The sequence below is a fragment of the Bacillus sp. FAU18 genome (genome assembly GCF_056033885.1).
In genome coordinates, this window is the sequence record NZ_JBVYHZ010000003.1 from 54,227 (window position 1) to 73,675 (window position 19,449).

Sequence of the window (19,449 nt, forward strand, 5' to 3'; positions counted from 1 at the left end):
ACCAATGCTCAAGCGCCTGTACGCACCGGTCTTTTTCAAGGGAAGAGCTATCCGTGATGGAAGCTGTATAAAAAACGAGGAGGAATGAAAAAATGGTAAATCATATTTATCTTGCCGGCGATTCGACTGTTCAAACGTATGGAGACAGCACAAATCAAGGGGGCTGGGGGCAGTTTCTCGGCTCGCATCTGCCGGAGCATATTCAAGTGATCAACAGAGCGATCGGGGGAAGAAGCTCGAAAACATTTGTGGAAGAGGGCAGGCTTCAGGCAATCCTTGATGTGATCGAGCCGGATGATTGGCTGTTCGTGCAGATGGGCCATAATGACGCGTCGAAAAATAAGCCGGAGCGCTACACCGAGCCCTATACCACCTACAAAGAATATTTAAAGCAGTATATCGCTGGCGCGCGGGAAAAAGGTGCCCACCCGCTTCTCATTACCCCCGTAGCCCGCTTTCATTACGAAAACGGCGTGTTTTTGAACGATTTTCCTGATTACTGCATTGCCATGAAGCAGACGGCTGAAGAGGAGAATGTCCAGCTCATTGATCTGATGGAGAAAAGCCTTGCTTTCTTTACTGAGAAGGGCGAGGAAAAAGTATACACCTATTTTATGATTTCAGAAGGGATTAACGATTACACGCATTTTACAAAAAAAGGCGCAAATGAAATGGCGAAACTTGTGGCAAAAGGCATAAAGGAGCTCGGCCTGCCATTGACAGAATCGATCATCAAAGAAAGGTGAAAATGTGATGAGAAAACTCTATCATGGCGCTTGCTATTATCCGGAATTATGGGATGAAGAGACGATTCAGCAGGACATTGACATCATGCGTGAAGTTGGCGTAAATGTTGTGCGGATCGGCGAATTTGCATGGTCTGTCATGGAACCTGAAGAAGGAAAAATTGACGTCGGTTTTTTCAAAGAAATCATCGCCCGGCTGTATGATAGCGGGATCGAAACGATTATGTGCACGCCGACGCCTACCCCGCCGATTTGGTTCTCACATGGCCGGCCCGAACGCATGCATGTCAATGAAAAAAGAGAGATCATGGGGCATGGCTCCCGTCAGCATGCCTGTACGAACAACCCGTATTTCCGAAAAAAAGCCGCCATCATCACCACAGCCATCGCCAAGGAGCTTGGCCGGCTCTCGGGGCTGATCGGATGGCAGCTAGACAATGAGTTTAAATGCCATGTTGCAGAATGCATGTGTGAGACATGCATGCGCTTATGGCATGACTGGCTCAAAAATCGCTACGGAGTGATTGAACGGTTGAATGAAGCTTGGGGTACCGATGTGTGGAGCGAAACCTATCAGACGTTTGAGCAAGTCCCGCAGCCGGGACCGGCCCCGTTTCTGCATCATGCCTCTTTACGCACTATGTATCAGCTGTTTTCGATGGAGATGATCGCTTCGTTTGCGGATGAACAGGCCAAAATCATCCGCTGCTATTCAGATGCGCCGATCACGCATAACGGATCAGTCATGTTCAGCGTGGACAATGAGCGAATGTTTCAGAATCTCGATTTTGCCTCCTATGACACGTACGCTTCGCAGGAAAACGCCTCTGCCTTTTTATTGAACTGTGATTTATGGAGAAATCTGAAACAGGGGCGCCCGTTTTGGATTTTGGAAACGAGTCCGTCGTATGCTGCCTCGCTTGAAAGCTCCGCTTACCCGCACGCAGACGGGTATTTGCAGGCTGAAGCCGTATCGTCCTACGCCTTAGGAAGCCAGGGGTTTTGCTACTGGCTATGGCGACAGCAGCGTTCAGGCAGCGAGATTTCCCACGGTTCGGTTCTCAGTGCATGGGGCGAACCCACCATCGGCTACCAAAATGTGCTGGCGGTTGAGCGGGCAAGAAAGGAAATCGAGCCTGTTATTCTATCAACTGAACCCGTTCAAGCCGAGGCGGCGATGACTTACTCTGACAGAGCAAAAGCATTTATTAAAACTGAGCCTCACCGGGGGCTCCGGCATCGTTCGCTTGTGACGCATTTTTATGAACGTATTCTCAACACGGGGATTCACCGTGACCTTATTCCGGAAGGCGCTCCACTGGACGGCTACCGCTTGCTGTTTACGCCATTTGTGCCGTATTTGTCTTCTGAATTTATCAAAAAAGCTTCGGCATTCGCTGAAGCGGGCGGCATCTGGATCGCCGGTCCGCTGACAGGAGGGCGCACATGCGAGCATACCATTCATACCGCTTGCGGACTTGGCGAACTTGAGAAAACGTCAGGGATCAAAACACTGTTTACCTTTCCGATGAATGAGAACGTGAATTCAGGAAAAGCGTTTGGCATCACGGCGCCGCTTGGGCTGTGGAGCGCGGTGTTTGACACAGAGAGCGGAAACACCCTTGGCACGGTTGAATCAGGACCGGGGGCGGGCCATGCTTTTCTGACGGAACGGAATTACGGCGAGGGGAAAATTGTCATGCTGGGCTCGCTTCCATCCGGGAAAGAAGGGGATGCGATGCTGGAAGCGCTCGTCAGGCATTACGCGGAGGAAGCTGTTATTTCCAGCCGGTCGGATGTTACGCCCGGCACGATCGTTGCCCCGCGCAAAGGCGATAGCGGCCTTGTGTGGATCATCGTGAATATGGATGGAAAAGGAGGAAGTGTGACACTGCCGGAAGCGGGAACAGATCTGTTGACGCACCGCTTGGAAAAGGCGGGGAGGCTGGCGGTTGGACCGCATGAATACCGTGTGATTCAATTTGACAATCACAGCTGATTCTTTGCATCGAATCAGCTTTTTTCTATGGAGGGAGAGACCGATGAAAAAGATCAAATGGTTATCAGGACAGCCAAAGGTGACAAGCGGCGTGACGTGGGGCGTGCCATGGAAAAAAGGAGAATTAAAAAAGGGTGACCGTCTGGCGCTTATGAATGAAAACGCGGAAACGCGATATGTGCAAAGCGAACCGTCGGCCTATTGGCCGGACGGGAGCATCAAGTGGACGAAGCACGCGGCGGTGTTTGGCGGTAAGGAAAACCAAAGCTTTATCGTGCAAAAAAGAGAAGTCCCGCAGCCAACTGAATCGCTCAGCATTCATGAGACAGAGCATGATATCCAAGTGGATACAGGAGCACTCGTTTGTACCATTCATAAAACAGGATCCGATTTCATTCAATCATTGCAGATCAACGGAAAGCCGATCGCCGCAGGTGGGAGGCTCGTTGCCATAAGAGAAACGAGAAAAGAGTCGGCGGCGGAAACGGTTCTTTTGCATGAAAGGTCTGTCAGCTTTATCAAACGGTCGGCGATTGAGCAGAGTGGTCCTGTCAAAGCAGTAGTCAAAATCGAGGGAGTGCATGTGCTCCATAAAACGAATGAAGAATGGCTGCCGTTTGTCATCCGATTGGCGTTTTATGCCGGGCTGTCTGAGATCGGCCTTGTGCACACGCAGCTGATTGACAGGAACGGTAAACAAGAATTCATTAAGGGCCTCGGCATCGAATTTGCCCTTTTTTTGGAGGGGGAGCCGTACAACCGCCATTTCCGGTTTGCGGGAGAGAAAGGGATGTATAAAGAACCCGTCCAGCTGTTTGGCACACGTAAATTCAATGAACGATATCCGCTTTATGAAAAACAAATCAATGGCGAAATGCTGTCTCCAGATGAAAAGCATAAGGAATGGTTTGCACATGGCACACAGAATGCGGTTTGGGACGATGTCAAGCTCGTGCAAGATTCCAGCGATCATTACAGCCTGTCAAAACGGACCGGAAAAGATTATGCGTGGGTTGGAATGCTGCATGGCAGCCGGGCGAAGGGGCTCTGCTATGCGGGCGGAAAAAATGGCGGTGTGGCTCTCGGCCTGCGGTATTTCTTTGAGAAATATCCTTCAGCACTGGAAATCACAGGTCTTGCCGGCAGCCGCCCCAAAATGACTATCTGGCTTTGGCCTCCGGACGGCGAAGCGATGGATTTGCGGCATTATACAGGAAACACCCACGTGGCCAGCGCGTATGAAGGCTTTGATGAAATGTGCTCTGATCCGACAGGCATTGCGAACACAAATGAAATAAGCCTGGCGTGCTTTTCGCACATGCCGTCTGACGAAGTCCTCAATGCGCTGGCTGACAAATGGCAGGCGCCGCCGCTCATTGTATGCGAGCCGGACGTCTATTACGAATCAAAAGCACTCGGGGTATGGAGCATCATTGACACATCCCATCCGCTCAAAAAAGAGCTGGAAGAACAGCTTGATGCGGCCTTTCTGTTTTATAAAAAGGAAGTAGAGCAACGCAGATGGTACGGTTTTTGGCATTATGGCGATGTCATGCATACGTATGACCCGATCCGGCATATGTGGCGGTACGATCTCGGCGGATACGCATGGCAAAACAATGAGCTCGTTCCGACCCTATGGCTGTGGCAGGCGTTTTTCCGCTCAGGCAGAGAGGATATCTTTCGCATGGCAGAAGCCATGACCCGCCATACGAGCGAAACGGACAGCTTTCACCTCGGTGAATACGCCGGGCTTGGTTCACGGCATAACGTTGTGCACTGGGGATGCGGCTGCAAGGAAGCGAGAATCAGCATGGCCGGGCTTTATAAATTCTATTATTATCTGACGGGTGATGAGCGGACGGGAGATCTTTTGACAGAAGTGAAGGATGCCGATTATGCCCTCGTCAAAACCGATCCGATGCGCGCTTTTTACGAGAAAGGCAAGCACCCGACTCACGCCAGAACGGGACCGGACTGGGCGGCGTTTTGCTCGAACTGGCTGGCGGAATGGGAGCGGACCGAAAATCCGGAATATCTCAAAAAAATCGAAACGGGAATCAACTGTCTGAAGCGGCTGCCGCTCCGCTTATTATCTGGCCCGACATTTGAATATGATCCGGCGACCTCGATGCTTCATCATATGGGAGACGGCATTGCGGGCGGATATCATATGATCATTGCCTTCGGCGCGCCGCAAGTGTGGATGGAGCTGGCTGAGCTTCTTGATGACCGGGAATGGGAGGATATGCTGAGTGAATTCGGCGAATTTTACACACTCAATGATGAGGAAAAACGGAAAAAAAGCGGAGGCGCTCTTCATGACGGGCATTTTCACTGGCCGATGTTCGCCGCCGGTATGACAGCCTACGCCGCAAGAAAAAAGCAAGATCCTCATCTCGCCGCCAAAGCGTGGAATCTTTTGCTAGAAGATAAGCTCAGCCATACGCCGCTTTCGATCAAACCAGAGCGCATCGAGACATGGACGCAGCTAGAGGAGCTTCCATGGGTGACAACGAACACTGTCTCTCAATGGTGTTTAAATGTCATAGCGGCGCTGGAACTGATCGGAGATTCCCTTCCGGCAAAAAAAGAAACATCGGGCAAAAAAGGATAACAGCCGGAATTTCATAGGAGAAATGGTGCAAAAAATGAAGATTGCAAGAATTTATGTAAGCGCTTTATATTGAGAGGGGCAAAGGGGAAATGCAAATTGAAAAAAGGGGGACTTACGCAACATGAAAATAAGAATGCGAAAAAAATGGATGGCCTTGCCGCTTGCTGCCATGATGATCGCCGGATGCAGCCATTCGGAAACTTCCAATTCAGCAAGCGGTTCGAAAGATACGATCAAAATTATGGCGCCGCTTTTATCGCCGGAAAGCCCGAGTGATAAGAGCCCTTCATTAAAAGCGCTCGAAAAATACACAGGCAAAGAGATTAAGGTCACATGGGTGCCTGATTCATCCTACAACGACAAATTCAACATCGTCATGGCTTCAGGAGAGATGCCTCACGCGATTGTTATTAAAGATAAGTCAGCCGGCTTTATCAAGTCTGTCAAAGCAGGGGCGTTTTGGGAACTGTCTCCTTATTTAAAAGACTACAAGAATGTAAGCCAGGCAGATGAAAAGATTTTGAAGAACAGCTCGGTGAACGGCGAGGTGTACGGAATCTACAGAACGAGGGACCTGATCAGGGCGTGTATGATTATCAGAACCGACTGGCTGAAAAATGTCGGTCTGGATATGCCGGAAACGCTTGAGGATTTCTATGAAGTGCTGAAAGCCTTTAAGGAAAAAGATCCTGACGGAAACGGCAAGGATGATACGTACGGCATGGTCGTGCCGAAATGGATGGGACTCGGCAACGGAAGCCCATGGGATGTTCTGCAAATCTGGTTCGGCGCTCCGAACCGCTACGGTGTTGAAAACGGAAAGCTGATTCCAGATTTTACAACGAAGGAATACATGGATGCGCTCACGTTTTTTAAAAAGCTCTATGATGAGGGTTTGATCAATAAGGACTTTGCTGTCATGGATTCTGCGAAGTGGAATGATCCGGTTGTAAAAGGAAAAGCGGGTGTCATCGTTGATACAGGCTCAAGAGCGTCTCAAATCCAAAGCGCGATGGAGGAGGAGGATGAGTCGAACAAGGATATCATTGATATCGTCGGCTCGCTTGAGGGACCGAATGGCAAGCGCACCTTCCCGACATCTGGATATTCAGGCATGATCGCGATACCAAAATCAAGCGTCAAAACCGAAAAAGAGCTGAAAGAGGTGCTGTCCTTCCTCGATAAGATGAATGATAAGGAAGCGCAGATTCTCACGAACAACGGAGTGAAGGGCCGCAATTACGAGCTCAAGGACGGCGTATTCACCTCACTTGAAAAAAACAACAAATCTCTCCTGTATGAGCATGAGGGCTTGGCACAGTTCAGCATGTCGATTCCGAAAAGCGAGTATTACATCGAAGACCAGAAAACCAAGCTCTTCCAGCATCGCAAGGACATCATAACCGAAGGAGAAAAAATAGCGGTCTTTAACCCGGCTGAGTCGCTTGTATCTGATGTCTATACCCAAAAAGGAGCCCAGCTTGACAACATCATCCTCGACGCGAGAACACAATTTATCATTGGAGAAATTGATGAAAAAGGGTTCGATGATGCAGTGGAGCTTTGGAAAAAAAGCGGCGGCAATGACCTGATGAAGGACTTGAACAAATTGTATCAATCGTCAAAATAAACCGATGCGCCTGCCTTTCGGCGGGCGCCCCGGTACCACGAAAGGAGAACAGATATGGAAACAGTGCCGAAGAAGGGAGATTCACCTGTTCTCACCGCTGGAAAAGGCATCAGCTGGATGGCTGCGCTCAAACGGGACAAATGGCTTTATCTTCTTCTTATTCCCGGTCTGCTTTATTTCTTGATTTTCAAATACTTGCCGATGTGGGGTGTGCTGATCGCTTTTAAAGACTACTCGCCATATCTCGGCTTCTGGAAAAGCGAATGGGTCGGCTTTGATTATTTCAAAGACTTTTTTATGAATCCGGATTTTTTCCGGCTGCTGCGCAACACCCTCATGCTGGCGAGCCTGGATCTTTTGTTTGCCTTTCCCGCGCCTCTCATTTTGGCCCTGCTTTTGAATGAGGTAAGAAAGGCCGTGTATAAAAGATGTATCCAAACCTTTATTTACGTACCCCATTTTGTATCATGGACAATTGTGGTCAGCATCACCTTCGTTTTCTTTACTGTCGATACAGGTGTGATCAACAAATTGATTATGAATCTGACAGGTGAGCAGATTTCTTTCTTGTCGGATGCAGACTGGTTCCGGCCGATGATTGTGATGCAAAGCATTTGGAAGGAGACAGGCTGGGGAACGATTCTATTTTTGGCAGCGCTTGCTACGGTTGATCAAGAGCAGTATGAAGCGGCCATCATGGACGGAGCGGGGCGGTTCAGGAGAATGTGGCATATTACGATGCCGGCGATTAGAAGCACCATTATCGTTTTGTTGATTTTAAGAATCGGCAGCTTTTTGAATCTGGGCTTTGAACAGGTGTATTTGATGACGAACTCGCTCAACCGCAGTGTGGCTGACATCTTCGACACGTATGTGTACATGATGGGGATTACCCAAGGGGCGTATAGCTACAGCACGGCGGTCGGTTTATTTAAATCAGTTGTCGGGATTATCTTGATTTTTGGCGCCAATTACATTGCGAAAAAGTTTGATCAGGAAGGATTGTTTTAGAGGAGGGGAGAGGTATGGCTGAAATTCACACGATGCACAACACCAAAGCCGGACGGGTGTTTGACGTCTGCAACATTCTGTTTCTCGGGGGTGTCGGCGCGATTACCATTTTGCCGTTTTTGTATATTATCGCTGGTTCCTTTGCGACAGAAGCGGAACTCGCCCAGCGGAGCTTCTTTATTTTCCCGAAAACCTTTACACTTGATGCTTACAAGTATGTGTTTTCGACACCGACGTTCCTTCGAAGCATGGGTGTGTCCATCTTCATCACCGTGGTCGGGACGGCTGTACAGCTGTTTTTCACCTTCACGATGGCGTATCCGCTGGCGAAGCGGCATGTGAAGGGACGGAATCTGCTGTTGAATCTGGTGATTTTCTCCATGCTGTTTTCAGGCGGCATGATTCCGACGTACCTTGTCGTAAAATCACTTGGCCTTTTGGATACGTATTGGGCATTGATTCTGCCGATGGCGATTAATCCGTTCAACCTTATTATTATCAAAAACTTCTTTCAGCAGCTGCCGCGCGAGCTGGAGGAATCAGCAAAAATTGACGGCTGTTCCGAAATCGGCGTCTTTTGGCGGATCGCCCTGCCACTGTCAAAGCCGGTTATTGCGACCTTTGCGCTGTTTTATGCGGTCGGGATTTGGAATGATTTCTTCCACGCTCTCTTATATATCAATGACAGTGCAAAATGGCCGCTGCAAATGGTGCTTCGCCAAGTCACGATTTTATCGGATTTAACGGCGACCAATGGCGATACGATGCAAAATGCCGTTCCGCCGGAGCAGGGAATTAAACTCGCTGTCATTGTCATTGCGACGCTGCCGATTTTGGCTGTCTATCCATTTTTACAAAAACACTTTGCAAAGGGAATGCTGATCGGTTCGGTGAAAGGCTGAGAAAGGGAGTGTTTCATATCAGTACATTAGATCAGATTAAGATTGCCTATATCGGCGGGGGGTCCCAAGGCTGGGCCAGAAGCCTGATGAGTGATTTGTCGATTGATGAACGGATGTCAGGCACGGTGGCGCTCTATGATCTTGATTTTGAAGCCGCTCAGAAAAATGAAGTGATCGGCAATCACAGCGGGAACGGCAGATGGAGATATGAGGCTGTTTCTACTTTGAAAAAGGCGTTATCAGCCGCGGATATCGTCATTATTTCCATTTTGCCGGGATCACTGGATGATATGGAAGTCGATGTCCACTTGCCTGAGCGCTGCGGTATTTATCAGTCTGTAGGTGATACTGTCGGGCCTGGAGGGATCATCAGGGGCTTGCGTGCTGTGCCGATATTTGCGGAAATTGCCCGGGCAATAAGAGACTACGCACCTGAATCATGGGTCATTAATTATACAAACCCGATGTCTGTCTGTACAAGAGTGCTGTATAAAGTGTTTCCCGGAATCAAAGCGATTGGCTGCTGCCACGAGGTATTCGGGACGCAAAAGCTATTGGCGGAAATGGTCACGGAAAGCCTGGGGATTGAGGTGCCGCGGCGTGAGGATATCCGCGTTAATGTGCTCGGCATTAACCATTTTACATGGATCACAAAAGCCTCTTACCGCCATATTGACCTGCTGCCTATATTCCGTGAATTCAGCGCGCACTATGGGGAATCAGGATATGAGCTGGAGGGGGAAAGCTGGAGGGACAGCGTCTTTTGTTCGGCACACCGTGTTGCGTTTGATTTATTTGAAACGTATGGCGCCATCCCTGCTGCGGGAGACAGGCATCTGGCAGAGTTTCTTCCCGGCCCATACCTCAAACAGCCTGAAGTATGGAAATTTCATCTCACACCTATATCATTCAGAAAACAAGACAGAGCTGAGAAACGACAAGAAACAGAACGGTTGATCGTGCAACAACGGGGCGTTGCTGAGAAAGCTTCGGGAGAAGAAGGCGTGAACATCATAGCGGCTCTTCTCGGATTGGGTGAACTCGTCACAAATGTAAATATGCCGAATCAAGGCCAGGTCTCAAACCTTCCTATACAAGCCATTGTCGAAACAAACGCATTCATCACAAGGAACCGTGTCCAGCCGATTTTGTCCGGAGCGCTTCCGAAAGGTGTGGAAATGCTGGCGGCTAGGCATATATCCAATCAAGAGGCAGTGTCGGAAGCAGGTCTAACAAAGGATACTGGCCTCGCGTTTCAAGCTTTCCTCAATGACCCGCTTGTCAGGATTGACCGCAGTGATGCAGAGCAGCTTTTCAATGACATGCTCCAATGCACCATGCAACGTTGAGCGGAGCTTTTCCGGTTTAGAAAAGAAACCATTGACCATACTGATAGTATAATCAAGAAGTAGGTGCTATCAATATGGGAGATTATTTAAGTGTTGCGGTAGAATTGGTCTGCGGTTTAGGCATTTTATTTATTATCTTAAAGCTTCTCGGGAAAACCCAATTTTCTCAAATTACGCCGTTTGACTTTATTTCTGCTTTAATTTTAGGAGAATTGGTCGGAAATGCCGTCTACGATCATGATATCAAAATAAAAGAAATCATTTTTGCTTCGCTGCTGTGGGGCGTGCTGATTTATGTTATTGAATTTATCACGCAAAAAATGAAATCATCGCGAAAGTTCTTGGAGGGTGAGCCGAATATCGTCATCCGCAAAGGAGAGCTTCAATATAAAGTAATGAAGAAAAATAAGATAGACATTAACCAGCTGCAAAGCCTATTGAGGCAAGCGGGGAGTTTTTCGATCCAAGAAGTAGAATATGCGATTCTTGAAACAAACGGGATGGTCAGCGTGCTTCCAAAATCAGACTTTGACAAACCGACAAATAAGGATTTGCAGATTCCTTCGAAGTCCGTTTCTCTGCCGATCACGTTAATCATAGATGGAGAGATTGTGCGGGATAATTTGAAGGAAGCAGGTGTGGATGAACAGTGGCTGAAACAAGAATTGAAAAAGAAGAACATTGATAAGACAGAAGACGTGTTATTTGCAGAATGGCATAAAAATAAGCCGCTGTATACCGTAACATACGAACAAAGCAGATCAACATGACTCTTAGAAAAAAGCTTGCAGCAAGGCGCAAGCTTTTTATTGATTGTATGTCCCTTGTTTGACAGCACGTACATGGTACATGCTCACTTCAGTGCTGATCAGATAGTCAGGCTTTGGTTTGCCTTTGTTTGCTTTATGGCCGGCGATATGCGCATCGCTTTTTTCCCATTGCTTCCAGTGATCCTCTGATTCCCAGCGAATCATGACAACAACTTCTTCATCACCGCGGCGTACATTTTTCTCAAGCACTGTCACATCAATTAAACCTTCTTGTTTTTCAATGATTCCTTCAGCACTGAAACGTTCTATGACTTTATCTGCAAAGCCTTCTTTAACCGTCATTTTTCTCAACTGTACAAACATTTGTCTCACTCCAATCATTCTCACATATGAATAATTGTAAATGAAATTCATTCTCAATGTCAAAGAAAGCGCAGGGCGGAATCGAACCGCCGTGCGCAACAGTTTATTCTTTCAATAAAAACACATTTCCGTCTTCGTCCTTAAATTGAACGAAGGTGCCCCACTCCATTTGATTGGGCTCACCGAGAAATTCTACACCGTTTGTCTTCATTTTCTCGTATGTACCAAAGATGTCTTCGCATTCAAACACAATAGAAGCCTTCATTTGCTCTGAGCCTTTCATCATGGCTTTCGGGTAAATGACTAAACGAGTCTCGGCCCCTTTTGGCGCAACCTCCAGCCAGCTTGCTTCAGGTCCCATTGGGTGGTCCGCTGCAATATCAAAGCCTACCTTCTCTGTCCAAAATTGCTTCGCTTTCTGCTGGTCCTCGACATATACAGCAACAGTGCCAATTTGTTTGATCATAGGGAAACCTCCAAGTTGAAAAGATAATAATACTATAACCTGTTTACGGCCGAAGTAACATAAAAAAATCAGCCGGGAAACCGGCTGATTATTAAAATGAGCAGCTTACAACATCGATGTGATTTGTGTCTAAGGCGAAATAAACCCAGCGGCGCCGTGAGGAATCCCAATAAAAGCCGCCGACGGACCTTCTGCCAAGGATGATCGGGTAGAACCAAAATGAGCGGCCATTGGTTAACCAAACATAGGTAAATCGGAAAAGGCAAGGACGAATGGTGATTGGTTCAACTAACAAAACGGCTCCTTGAGACCCCTGCGGTTTTGGGGGTTTCGCTGGTATTTGGGAAGGAGGAGGTCCCTGCGGCGCACCGCCGAAGCCTGGGACGGCACCGCTGCCAATGCCAGGGCCGCCGCCGCCAAAGCCTGGAACAGCACCGCCGCCAATGCCAGGGCCGCCGCCAGAGCCCGGAACAGCACCGCTGCCAATGCCAGGCCATGGATATCGGTATTCATATTCAAAAGCAGGCCAAGGCTCATAAAAATGCCCCGCAAACATATAAGGATCAACATAATACATGTGATTACGTCCTTTCTCATTGTAAACTGTACATTGCAGTTTATGCGGGCGGACTCTTATTGGTGCATTCGCCTAAGGATATGAAGCTGGAATGCACTCAGAGAGCAGAATCATTTGATTTTTCTCTAGTCTTATTCACAATTCCGCTTTATCATTTTATAATGAAAGTGCTTCTATTACGAAAAAGGAGACAGACCGTGAATATCGATCAATTATTATATCAATATATCATAGACAACACTGCGGATATTACTGAGAAATGGTTCAGTTTGCGTTGCCAGCTTAAAGGCGAGCTATATTCCGCCAGCCATTTAAGTGAAGCAACGAAAACGCTTTTAACCGAGCAGCATACATTTACCAATATAACAATCGCAAGCGCATTTCTGGAGGATCAAACCGATTTTCAAGAAAACATGACAAAATGGGCGGAAAACGTTGCGAAAAACAGGGTAGAGCAGGATGTTCAAGTTCATGAGGTCGTAGAAGCCATATCCAATTCAAGAATCTCATTCTGGGACGCAGTCGTCACATTTATAAAAGAGAATCAGGAGATTGTGACAAATGAGGATGCAGACCGATGGAACCGCATTGTGAATCAGTCGTTCGATAAGCTGATTATTGAATTCTCCGAGCAGTACCAAAAATTCATGCTGATGAGGCTCACATCTCAGCAGGAATTGATCTCAGAGCTTGGCTGCCCGGTTATTTCCATTGCCGATGGAATCGGGATATTGCCGCTTATCGGCTCCATTGATACAAAACGGGCACAGGTCATTTTAGAAACAGTGCCGGTCCGCTGTGTCGAGAGAAAAATCACAAGCCTCGTCGTTGATCTTTCGGGTGTTCCGATTGTGGATACTATGGTGGCTCAGCAATTGTACAACCTGTCTAAAACGCTTTTCTTATTAGGCGTCAAAGCCGTATTTTCAGGGATTCGCCCGGATGTGGCCCAAACATCGATTCAATTGGGGCTTGATTTTAGTGAATATGAAACGTATGGCACTCTGAAGCAGGCATTAGAAAATATGGGTGTCCGCTGTATTGTTGAGGAATTGGAAGAAAACAAATAGGAAGTTTCCAGGCATATGATTGTCCGTCACCGGGGATCATATGCCTTTTTGATTTGAACAGAAATCACCATTGATTTATCAAAAAAAACATAATATTATAATTCTTATAAGAATACTGTGAATTAAAACCTATTCAACAGGGGGGAAGGTCTTTTGGTTTCAAAATCAACGATTGATCCGGAAGTGATTGAAAAAATAATCAGCTCGCTGGAAACACTCGATTTCGGCACCGTTCAGATTACGGTTCATGATTCTCAGATTACCCAAATTGAGAAAATAGAAAAGCACCGTTTTTCGCTGAAAAGGAAAGAATCAAAATGATAATGTAAAGGGCGTTTGTTTTCATTAAATTCTCCTTAAAACATATACATATTTCATCCAATTTTTATATAATAGACCTTTAAGATCATTTTTTAGGAGGATTTTTGACATGCAAGCTACGGTTCACGAGAGTAAGCAATCGATCATGCAACGCATTTTGACAGTCTTTGTCTTCACATTGCTGATCGCGACTGTCGGCCTTTTTATCGGCCAATTTGTTCCTGTCGCTTTGATGCTGCCGCTTTCTATTCTTGAAGTGGCGATGATTATTCTGGCCTTCTGGATGCGCAGAAGAAAAGCGGTCGGGTATGCGTTTGTATATACATTCGCGTTCGTTTCCGGCATTACCTTATTTCCGATCGTCAGCCATTACGCTTCCATCGCCGGCGCCTATGTCGTGCTTGAAGCCTTTGGTTCTACATTTGTCATTTTTGCCGTCTTGGGTACAATCGGCGCAAAAATGAAGAAGGATTTATCCTTCCTGTGGTCGTTTCTGCTGGTTGCGGTGCTCGCACTCGCAGTGGTAGGGATTTTCAACATTTTCAGCCCGTTAAACTCAGCGGCGATGATGGCGTATTCCGTGATCGGAACCATCGTCTTTTCCCTTTACATTTTGTATGATTTGAACCAAATCAAACACCGCCACATTACGGAAGACTTGATTCCGGTTATGGCGTTATCGCTGTACCTTGACTTTATCAACTTATTCATCAACCTGCTCCGCTTCTTCGGCATTTTGAGCAGTGATGATTAATGAAAAAGCGCCTGTCATTGGATAGGCGCTTTTTTTCCATACATAAAAAGGGCAGATGGAGTGTTTATGAGTATCCTATCATTTTAAATACACTGGAGCAGGTCGCCGTGCAGGAGCCATGGCATAAAGGCCGCGTTGTCATCGGAGGAGACGCCGCCCACGCCGGCGCGCCGACCCTGGCGCAAGGAGCGGCAATGGCGATCGAGGATGCCATCGTCCTCGCCGAAGAACTCCAAAAACACGCCGACCACGAAACAGCATTACAGGCGTACTACAAAAGAAGAGCCCCACGAGCGCTCAAAGTCCAGAACCTATCATCGGAAATCGTCCGCCGCGGGCTGAAAGGAGAGCCGGGAGCGGAAGAACTGATTGGGGAGTGCTATGCGGTGTTGAGGGAAGGGTATTAAATAGGAAAAGTCCAGAAAGTGATTTCTGGACTTTTTAGTCTTGCTCTGTTTTATTCCTTATCCGCTCAATCACCTCATGCAATCCCTCAGGCTTATAAAACTCCACCGGTGAACTGCCTTTCTCAAACGAAATTGTCTCGGCTTCAATCAGCGCGACATAGCGTCCGTTTACTTTTGCGAGATGAATAGAATCGCCAAAATCCGCTAGCAATCCCCTAATCTCTGTTTCTCCGACTTTCATTTTCAGTTGGGCCTCTGGCGTGTGCTCTATGATTTGGGCGGAGGCTTCGATGACTTGATGGGTGTCGAGGCGCTCTTGGATTTCCCGTTTTTCGCTTGCTTCCCAAATCTCAATGTCGTGCTCGAACTGCTTGAGTTCTTCGCTGTTGTCTTCAAATGTCTCGTAGACGTGCTCCTGTACCATGTTCATGACCTGATTTTTCATGATTTCCGGCATCGATTCGCCGTACTCGACGAATTTCAGAAAGTCCTCAAAATAGCGGGCGTGTGAGGCCTGGTGGATTTTTAGCTCACCTTCCTCGACCATTCCTTCCTCTGGCATGTACGGGTATTGGATGCTTTTCATGTTTTTTGTCGTGATCGCCATTTCGACTTTTTTAATGAGAGAAGACGCGTCAGAGATGCGGGCGACCTTCGGCTCAAAGTCACATTTCATAATGAAGACAAATGACTCGTCAAAGTATTTTCTCGGCACGGCCGAAGCGACGAGAAACACGCCGCCGCGAACCGCGCTTGTGTCAAGGTACGTGCGGACGAACTGCTCGCTCAGCTCATTGAAGTCTTCTTTTGTTTCCGCCAGACGAGCGCGGTTGAACATGTTGTAGTTTGGGTTGGAATCGAGCTCGTGGCCGGGTTCGACGATAAAATGGCCGATTTTCGTCGGGACCTGCTCGGACTGCGGATGGCGGTCTGCTTTCCGTTTGACGATTTTTTTCAGTTCCCCGTCGAGAAAGTCCTTTAGCTCGCTTTCTTCAAATTCGCCCGTATCAAGGGTCTGGAAGTGCTTGAACTGTTTGTTCGCCTGCTCATCTTTGCCTTCCACCTGTATGACATAAAAGGATAAAAACCGAATTTCAAAATCCATATATAAACTCACCTTATTCGCGTATTGTACAGCTTCTCAAGTATAGAAAAAACAGCAATCATGCGTCAATTGGGAGAACGGAATAATCATGACCATGAAAGGGAAATGTAGTCAAATAGAAGGCATCTCATACGGAAAGGAATGGTTCGATGAAGGAAACAAGCCCGATTCCTCAGCCGAAGACGTTTGGGCCGCTAGGCAATTTGCCTTTAATCGATAAAGACAAGCCGACGCTTTCGCTGATCAAACTGGCGGAAGAACAGGGCCCGATTTTTCAAATCCATACACCCGCGGGCACGACCATTGTAGTGTCCGGCCACGAATTGGTGAAAGAGGTTTGTGATGAAGAACGGTTTGATAAAAGCATTGAAGGCGCCTTGGAAAAGGTTCGCGCATTTTCCGGTGACGGATTGTTTACGAGCTGGACGCATGAGCCTAACTGGAGAAAAGCGCACAACATTCTGATGCCGACGTTCAGCCAGCGGGCCATGAAGGACTATCATGAGAAAATGGTCGATATCGCTGTTCAGCTCATTCAAAAATGGGCCAGGCTCAATCCGAATGAAGCAGTCGATGTCCCGGGAGATATGACCCGGCTGACGCTCGACACCATTGGGCTATGCGGGTTTAACTACCGCTTTAACAGTTACTACAGAGAAACGCCCCACCCGTTTATCAACAGCATGGTGCGGGCGCTTGATGAAGCGATGCATCAAATGCAGCGGCTTGATGTTCAAGATAAGCTTATGGTCAGAACAAAGCGGCAATTCCGCCATGATATTCAAACGATGTTTTCGTTAGTCGACAGCATTATTGCAGAGCGCCGATCGAATGGAGACCAGGATGAAAAAGATTTGCTCGCCCGCATGCTGAATGTGGAAGATCCGGAAACGGGTGAAAAGCTCGACGACGAAAATATCCGCTTTCAGATCATTACGTTTTTGATTGCCGGCCATGAAACAACGAGCGGCCTGCTCTCCTTTGCGACCTACTTTTTATTGAAGCATCCTGACAAACTGAAAAAGGCGTATGAAGAGGTCGATCGGGTGCTGACGGATGCAGCGCCGACCTATAAACAAGTGCTGGAGCTTACATACATACGGATGATTTTAAATGAATCACTGCGCTTATGGCCGACAGCTCCGGCTTTCAGCCTTTATCCAAAAGAAGACACAGTCATTGGCGGAAAATTCCCGATCACGACGAAAGACAGAATTTCTGTGCTGATTCCGCAGCTTCATCGTGATCGAGACGCTTGGGGAAAGGACGCAGAAGAATTCCGGCCGGAACGGTTCGAGCATCAGGACCAAGTGCCTCACCATGCGTACAAACCATTCGGAAATGGCCAACGGGCCTGTATCGGCATGCAGTTTGCCCTTCATGAAGCCACACTTGTGCTGGGCATGATTCTAAAATATTTCACACTGATTGATCATGAGAATTATGAGCTTGATATCAAACAAACCTTAACACTTAAGCCGGGCGATTTTCACATCAGGGTTCAAAGCCGTAATCAGGAAGCCATTCATGCGGACGTCCAGGCAGCTGAAAAAGCCGTGTCTGATGAGCAAAAGGAGAAAACGGAAGCAAAGGGCGCATCGGTCATCGGTCTTAACAACCGCCCGCTTCTCTTACTGTACGGCTCTGATACCGGCACTGCAGAAGGCGTCGCCCGGGAGCTTGCTGATACTGCCAGTCTTCACGGCGTAAGGACAGAGACAGCACCTCTGAACGACCGAATTGGAAAGCTGCCGAAAGAGGGAGCGGTTGTCATTGTGACCTCGTCTTATAATGGAAAACCGCCAAGCAATGCCGGACAGTTCGTGCAGTGGCTTCAAGAAATCAAACCGGGTGAGCTTGAGGGCGTTCATTACGCGGTATTTGGCTGCGGCGACCACAACTGGGCGAGCACGTATCAATACGTGCCGAGATTCATTGATGAGCAGCTTGCGGAAAAAGGCGCGACTCGGTTTTCTGCGCGCGGAGAAGGTGATGTCAGCGGTGATTTTGAAGGGCAGCTTGACGAGTGGAAAAAAAAGCATGTGGGCGGACGCCATTAAGGCATTCGGACTTGAGCTTAATGAAAACGCTGATAAGGAGCGAAGCACGCTGAGCCTTCAGTTTGTCAGAGGGCTGGGCGAGTCTCCGCTGGCTAGATCATACGAAGCCTCTCACGCATCCATTGCCGAAAATCGTGAACTCCAGTCTGCAGACAGCGATCGAAGCACTCGCCATATCGAAATTGCATTGCCGCCGGATGTTGAATATCAAGAGGGCGACCATCTTGGCGTATTGCCAAAAAACAGCCAAACCAATGTCAGCCGGATTCTCCACAGATTCGGTCTGAAGGGAACCGACCAAGTGACATTGTCGGCAAGCGGCCGCAGTGCGGGGCATCTGCCATTGGGCCGTCCTGTCAGCCTGCATGATCTTCTCAGCTACAGCGTCGAGGTGCAGGAAGCAGCCACAAGAGCGCAAATACGTGAACTGGCGGCATTTACAGTGTGTCCGCCGCATAGGCGTGAATTAGAAGAACTGTCAGCAGAGGGTGTTTATCAGGAGCAAATATTGAAAAAACGAATTTCCATGCTGGATCTGCTTGAAAAGTATGAAGCGTGTGACATGCCGTTTGAACGATTTTTAGAGCTTTTACGTCCGTTAAAACCGAGATATTATTCAATTTCAAGCTCTCCAAGAGTGAATCCGCGGCAAGCATCGATCACAGTCGGTGTCGTGCGCGGCCCTGCGTGGAGCGGCCGTGGCGAATACAGGGGCGTGGCTTCAAATGATTTAGCTGAGCGTAAAGCCGGTGATGATGTCGTGATGTTTATCCGCACACCGGAATCCCGGTTTCAGCTTCCAGAAGACCCTGAAACTCCAATCATTATGGTCGGACCAGGCACAGGAGTAGCGCCATTCCGCGGTTTCCTTCAAGCCCGTGAAGTTTTAAAGCGGGAGGGGAAAACGCTCGGTGAAGCTCATCTCTATTTTGGATGCAGGAACGATCGTGATTTTATATACCGCGATGAGCTTGAGCAGTTTGAAAAAGACGGAATCGTCACTGTCCACACAGCCTTTTCCCGCAAAGAAGGCATGCCGAAAACGTATGTCCAGCATCTAATGGCTGACCATGCAGAAACATTAATATCGATCCTTGACCGCGGAGGCAGGCTTTATGTATGCGGTGATGGCAGCAAAATGGCCCCGGATGTGGAGGCGGCACTGCAAAAGGCGTATCAGTCTGTTCATGGCACCGGGGAGCAAGAAGTGCAAAACTGGCTGAGACATCTGCAGGATACCGGTATGTACGCTAAGGATGTCTGGGCAGGGATATAGATAAAGAAGACTGGAGACATCCAGTC

General features: G+C 48.0%; 15 protein-coding genes and 2 pseudogenes. 13 read left to right on the forward strand and 4 right to left on the reverse strand.

Annotated elements, in window-relative coordinates:
* Positions 1–92: 92 nt before the first annotated feature.
* From AC0OMU_RS00470 to AC0OMU_RS00505, 8 genes are all read left to right on the forward strand, one after another.
* Positions 93–746 (forward strand): rhamnogalacturonan acetylesterase, encoded by a 654-nt coding sequence (locus tag AC0OMU_RS00470; RefSeq protein ID WP_474240821.1) that lies wholly within the window; start codon positions 93–95, stop codon positions 744–746.
* A 7-nt stretch (positions 747–753) separates the two neighbouring features.
* Positions 754–2,745: a beta-galactosidase YesZ gene (yesZ, locus tag AC0OMU_RS00475; protein ID WP_474240822.1), complete on the forward strand. Its 1,992-nt coding sequence runs from the start codon at positions 754–756 to the stop codon at positions 2,743–2,745.
* A gap of 43 nt (positions 2,746–2,788) precedes the next feature.
* Positions 2,789–5,362 carry an exo-rhamnogalacturonan lyase family protein gene (locus AC0OMU_RS00480; protein ID WP_474240823.1) on the forward strand — a complete coding sequence of 858 codons (2,574 nt, stop codon included), beginning with the start codon at positions 2,789–2,791 and terminating at the stop codon, positions 5,360–5,362.
* Between the two features lie 121 nt (positions 5,363–5,483).
* A complete protein-coding gene (locus AC0OMU_RS00485; protein ID WP_181218539.1) occupies positions 5,484–6,992 on the forward strand; it encodes an extracellular solute-binding protein in 1,509 nt (502 codons plus the stop codon).
* A gap of 54 nt (positions 6,993–7,046) precedes the next feature.
* On the forward strand, positions 7,047–8,003 hold the full coding sequence (locus AC0OMU_RS00490) for an ABC transporter permease (RefSeq protein ID WP_181218541.1): 957 nt from the start codon (positions 7,047–7,049) through the stop codon (positions 8,001–8,003).
* A gap of 14 nt (positions 8,004–8,017) precedes the next feature.
* Entirely contained in the window at positions 8,018–8,905 is an 888-nt protein-coding gene (locus AC0OMU_RS00495; protein ID WP_003242715.1) for a carbohydrate ABC transporter permease, read from the forward strand.
* 8 nt (positions 8,906–8,913) lie between these two features.
* Positions 8,914–10,254 (forward strand): alpha-galacturonidase LplD, encoded by a 1,341-nt coding sequence (gene lplD, locus AC0OMU_RS00500; RefSeq protein ID WP_474240824.1) that lies wholly within the window; start codon positions 8,914–8,916, stop codon positions 10,252–10,254.
* A 74-nt stretch (positions 10,255–10,328) separates the two neighbouring features.
* The gene (locus AC0OMU_RS00505) at positions 10,329–11,024 is read left to right on the forward strand and encodes a DUF421 domain-containing protein (RefSeq protein WP_032726686.1); all 696 of its coding nucleotides are present in this window, start codon (positions 10,329–10,331) and stop codon (positions 11,022–11,024) included.
* A 36-nt stretch (positions 11,025–11,060) separates the two neighbouring features.
* Here AC0OMU_RS00505 and hmoA read toward each other — a convergent pair whose 3' ends face one another.
* From hmoA to AC0OMU_RS00520, 3 genes are all read right to left on the reverse strand, one after another.
* On the reverse strand, positions 11,061–11,387 hold the full coding sequence (gene hmoA, locus AC0OMU_RS00510; protein ID WP_003243958.1) for a heme-degrading oxygenase HmoA: 327 nt from the start codon (positions 11,385–11,387) through the stop codon (positions 11,061–11,063).
* Between the two features lie 103 nt (positions 11,388–11,490).
* Entirely contained in the window at positions 11,491–11,853 is a 363-nt protein-coding gene (locus AC0OMU_RS00515) for a VOC family protein (protein WP_003233803.1), read from the reverse strand.
* Positions 11,854–11,944: 91 nt separating this feature from the next.
* Positions 11,945–12,430 carry a hypothetical protein gene (locus tag AC0OMU_RS00520; protein WP_047182252.1) on the reverse strand — a complete coding sequence of 162 codons (486 nt, stop codon included), beginning with the start codon at positions 12,428–12,430 and terminating at the stop codon, positions 11,945–11,947.
* Between the two features lie 197 nt (positions 12,431–12,627).
* Between AC0OMU_RS00520 and AC0OMU_RS00525 the strand changes: the two genes are divergently transcribed.
* The 4 genes and pseudogenes from AC0OMU_RS00525 to AC0OMU_RS00540 form a co-directional block, all read left to right on the forward strand.
* On the forward strand, positions 12,628–13,500 hold the full coding sequence (locus AC0OMU_RS00525) for an STAS domain-containing protein (RefSeq protein WP_015482933.1): 873 nt from the start codon (positions 12,628–12,630) through the stop codon (positions 13,498–13,500).
* 153 nt (positions 13,501–13,653) lie between these two features.
* Positions 13,654–13,821, forward strand: a complete 168-nt coding sequence (locus AC0OMU_RS00530; protein WP_003244522.1) for a YezD family protein — start codon at positions 13,654–13,656, stop codon at positions 13,819–13,821.
* Between the two features lie 109 nt (positions 13,822–13,930).
* Positions 13,931–14,575 carry a Bax inhibitor-1/YccA family protein gene (locus AC0OMU_RS00535; protein ID WP_003244397.1) on the forward strand — a complete coding sequence of 215 codons (645 nt, stop codon included), beginning with the start codon at positions 13,931–13,933 and terminating at the stop codon, positions 14,573–14,575.
* A 68-nt stretch (positions 14,576–14,643) separates the two neighbouring features.
* Positions 14,644–14,982, forward strand: a pseudogene (locus AC0OMU_RS00540) (FAD-dependent monooxygenase); the annotation flags it as partial.
* Positions 14,983–15,016: 34 nt separating this feature from the next.
* On the opposite strand, the gene AC0OMU_RS00545 reads toward AC0OMU_RS00540, so the two are convergent.
* Positions 15,017–16,087, reverse strand: coding sequence for a DUF3900 domain-containing protein (locus AC0OMU_RS00545; protein WP_015383057.1), 1,071 nt, complete (start codon positions 16,085–16,087; stop codon positions 15,017–15,019).
* 149 nt (positions 16,088–16,236) lie between these two features.
* On the opposite strand from AC0OMU_RS00545, the pseudogene cypD reads away from it, so the two are divergent.
* A pseudogene (cypD, locus tag AC0OMU_RS00550) lies at positions 16,237–19,423 on the forward strand (bifunctional P-450/NADPH--P450 reductase).
* Positions 19,424–19,449 lie beyond the last annotated feature (26 nt).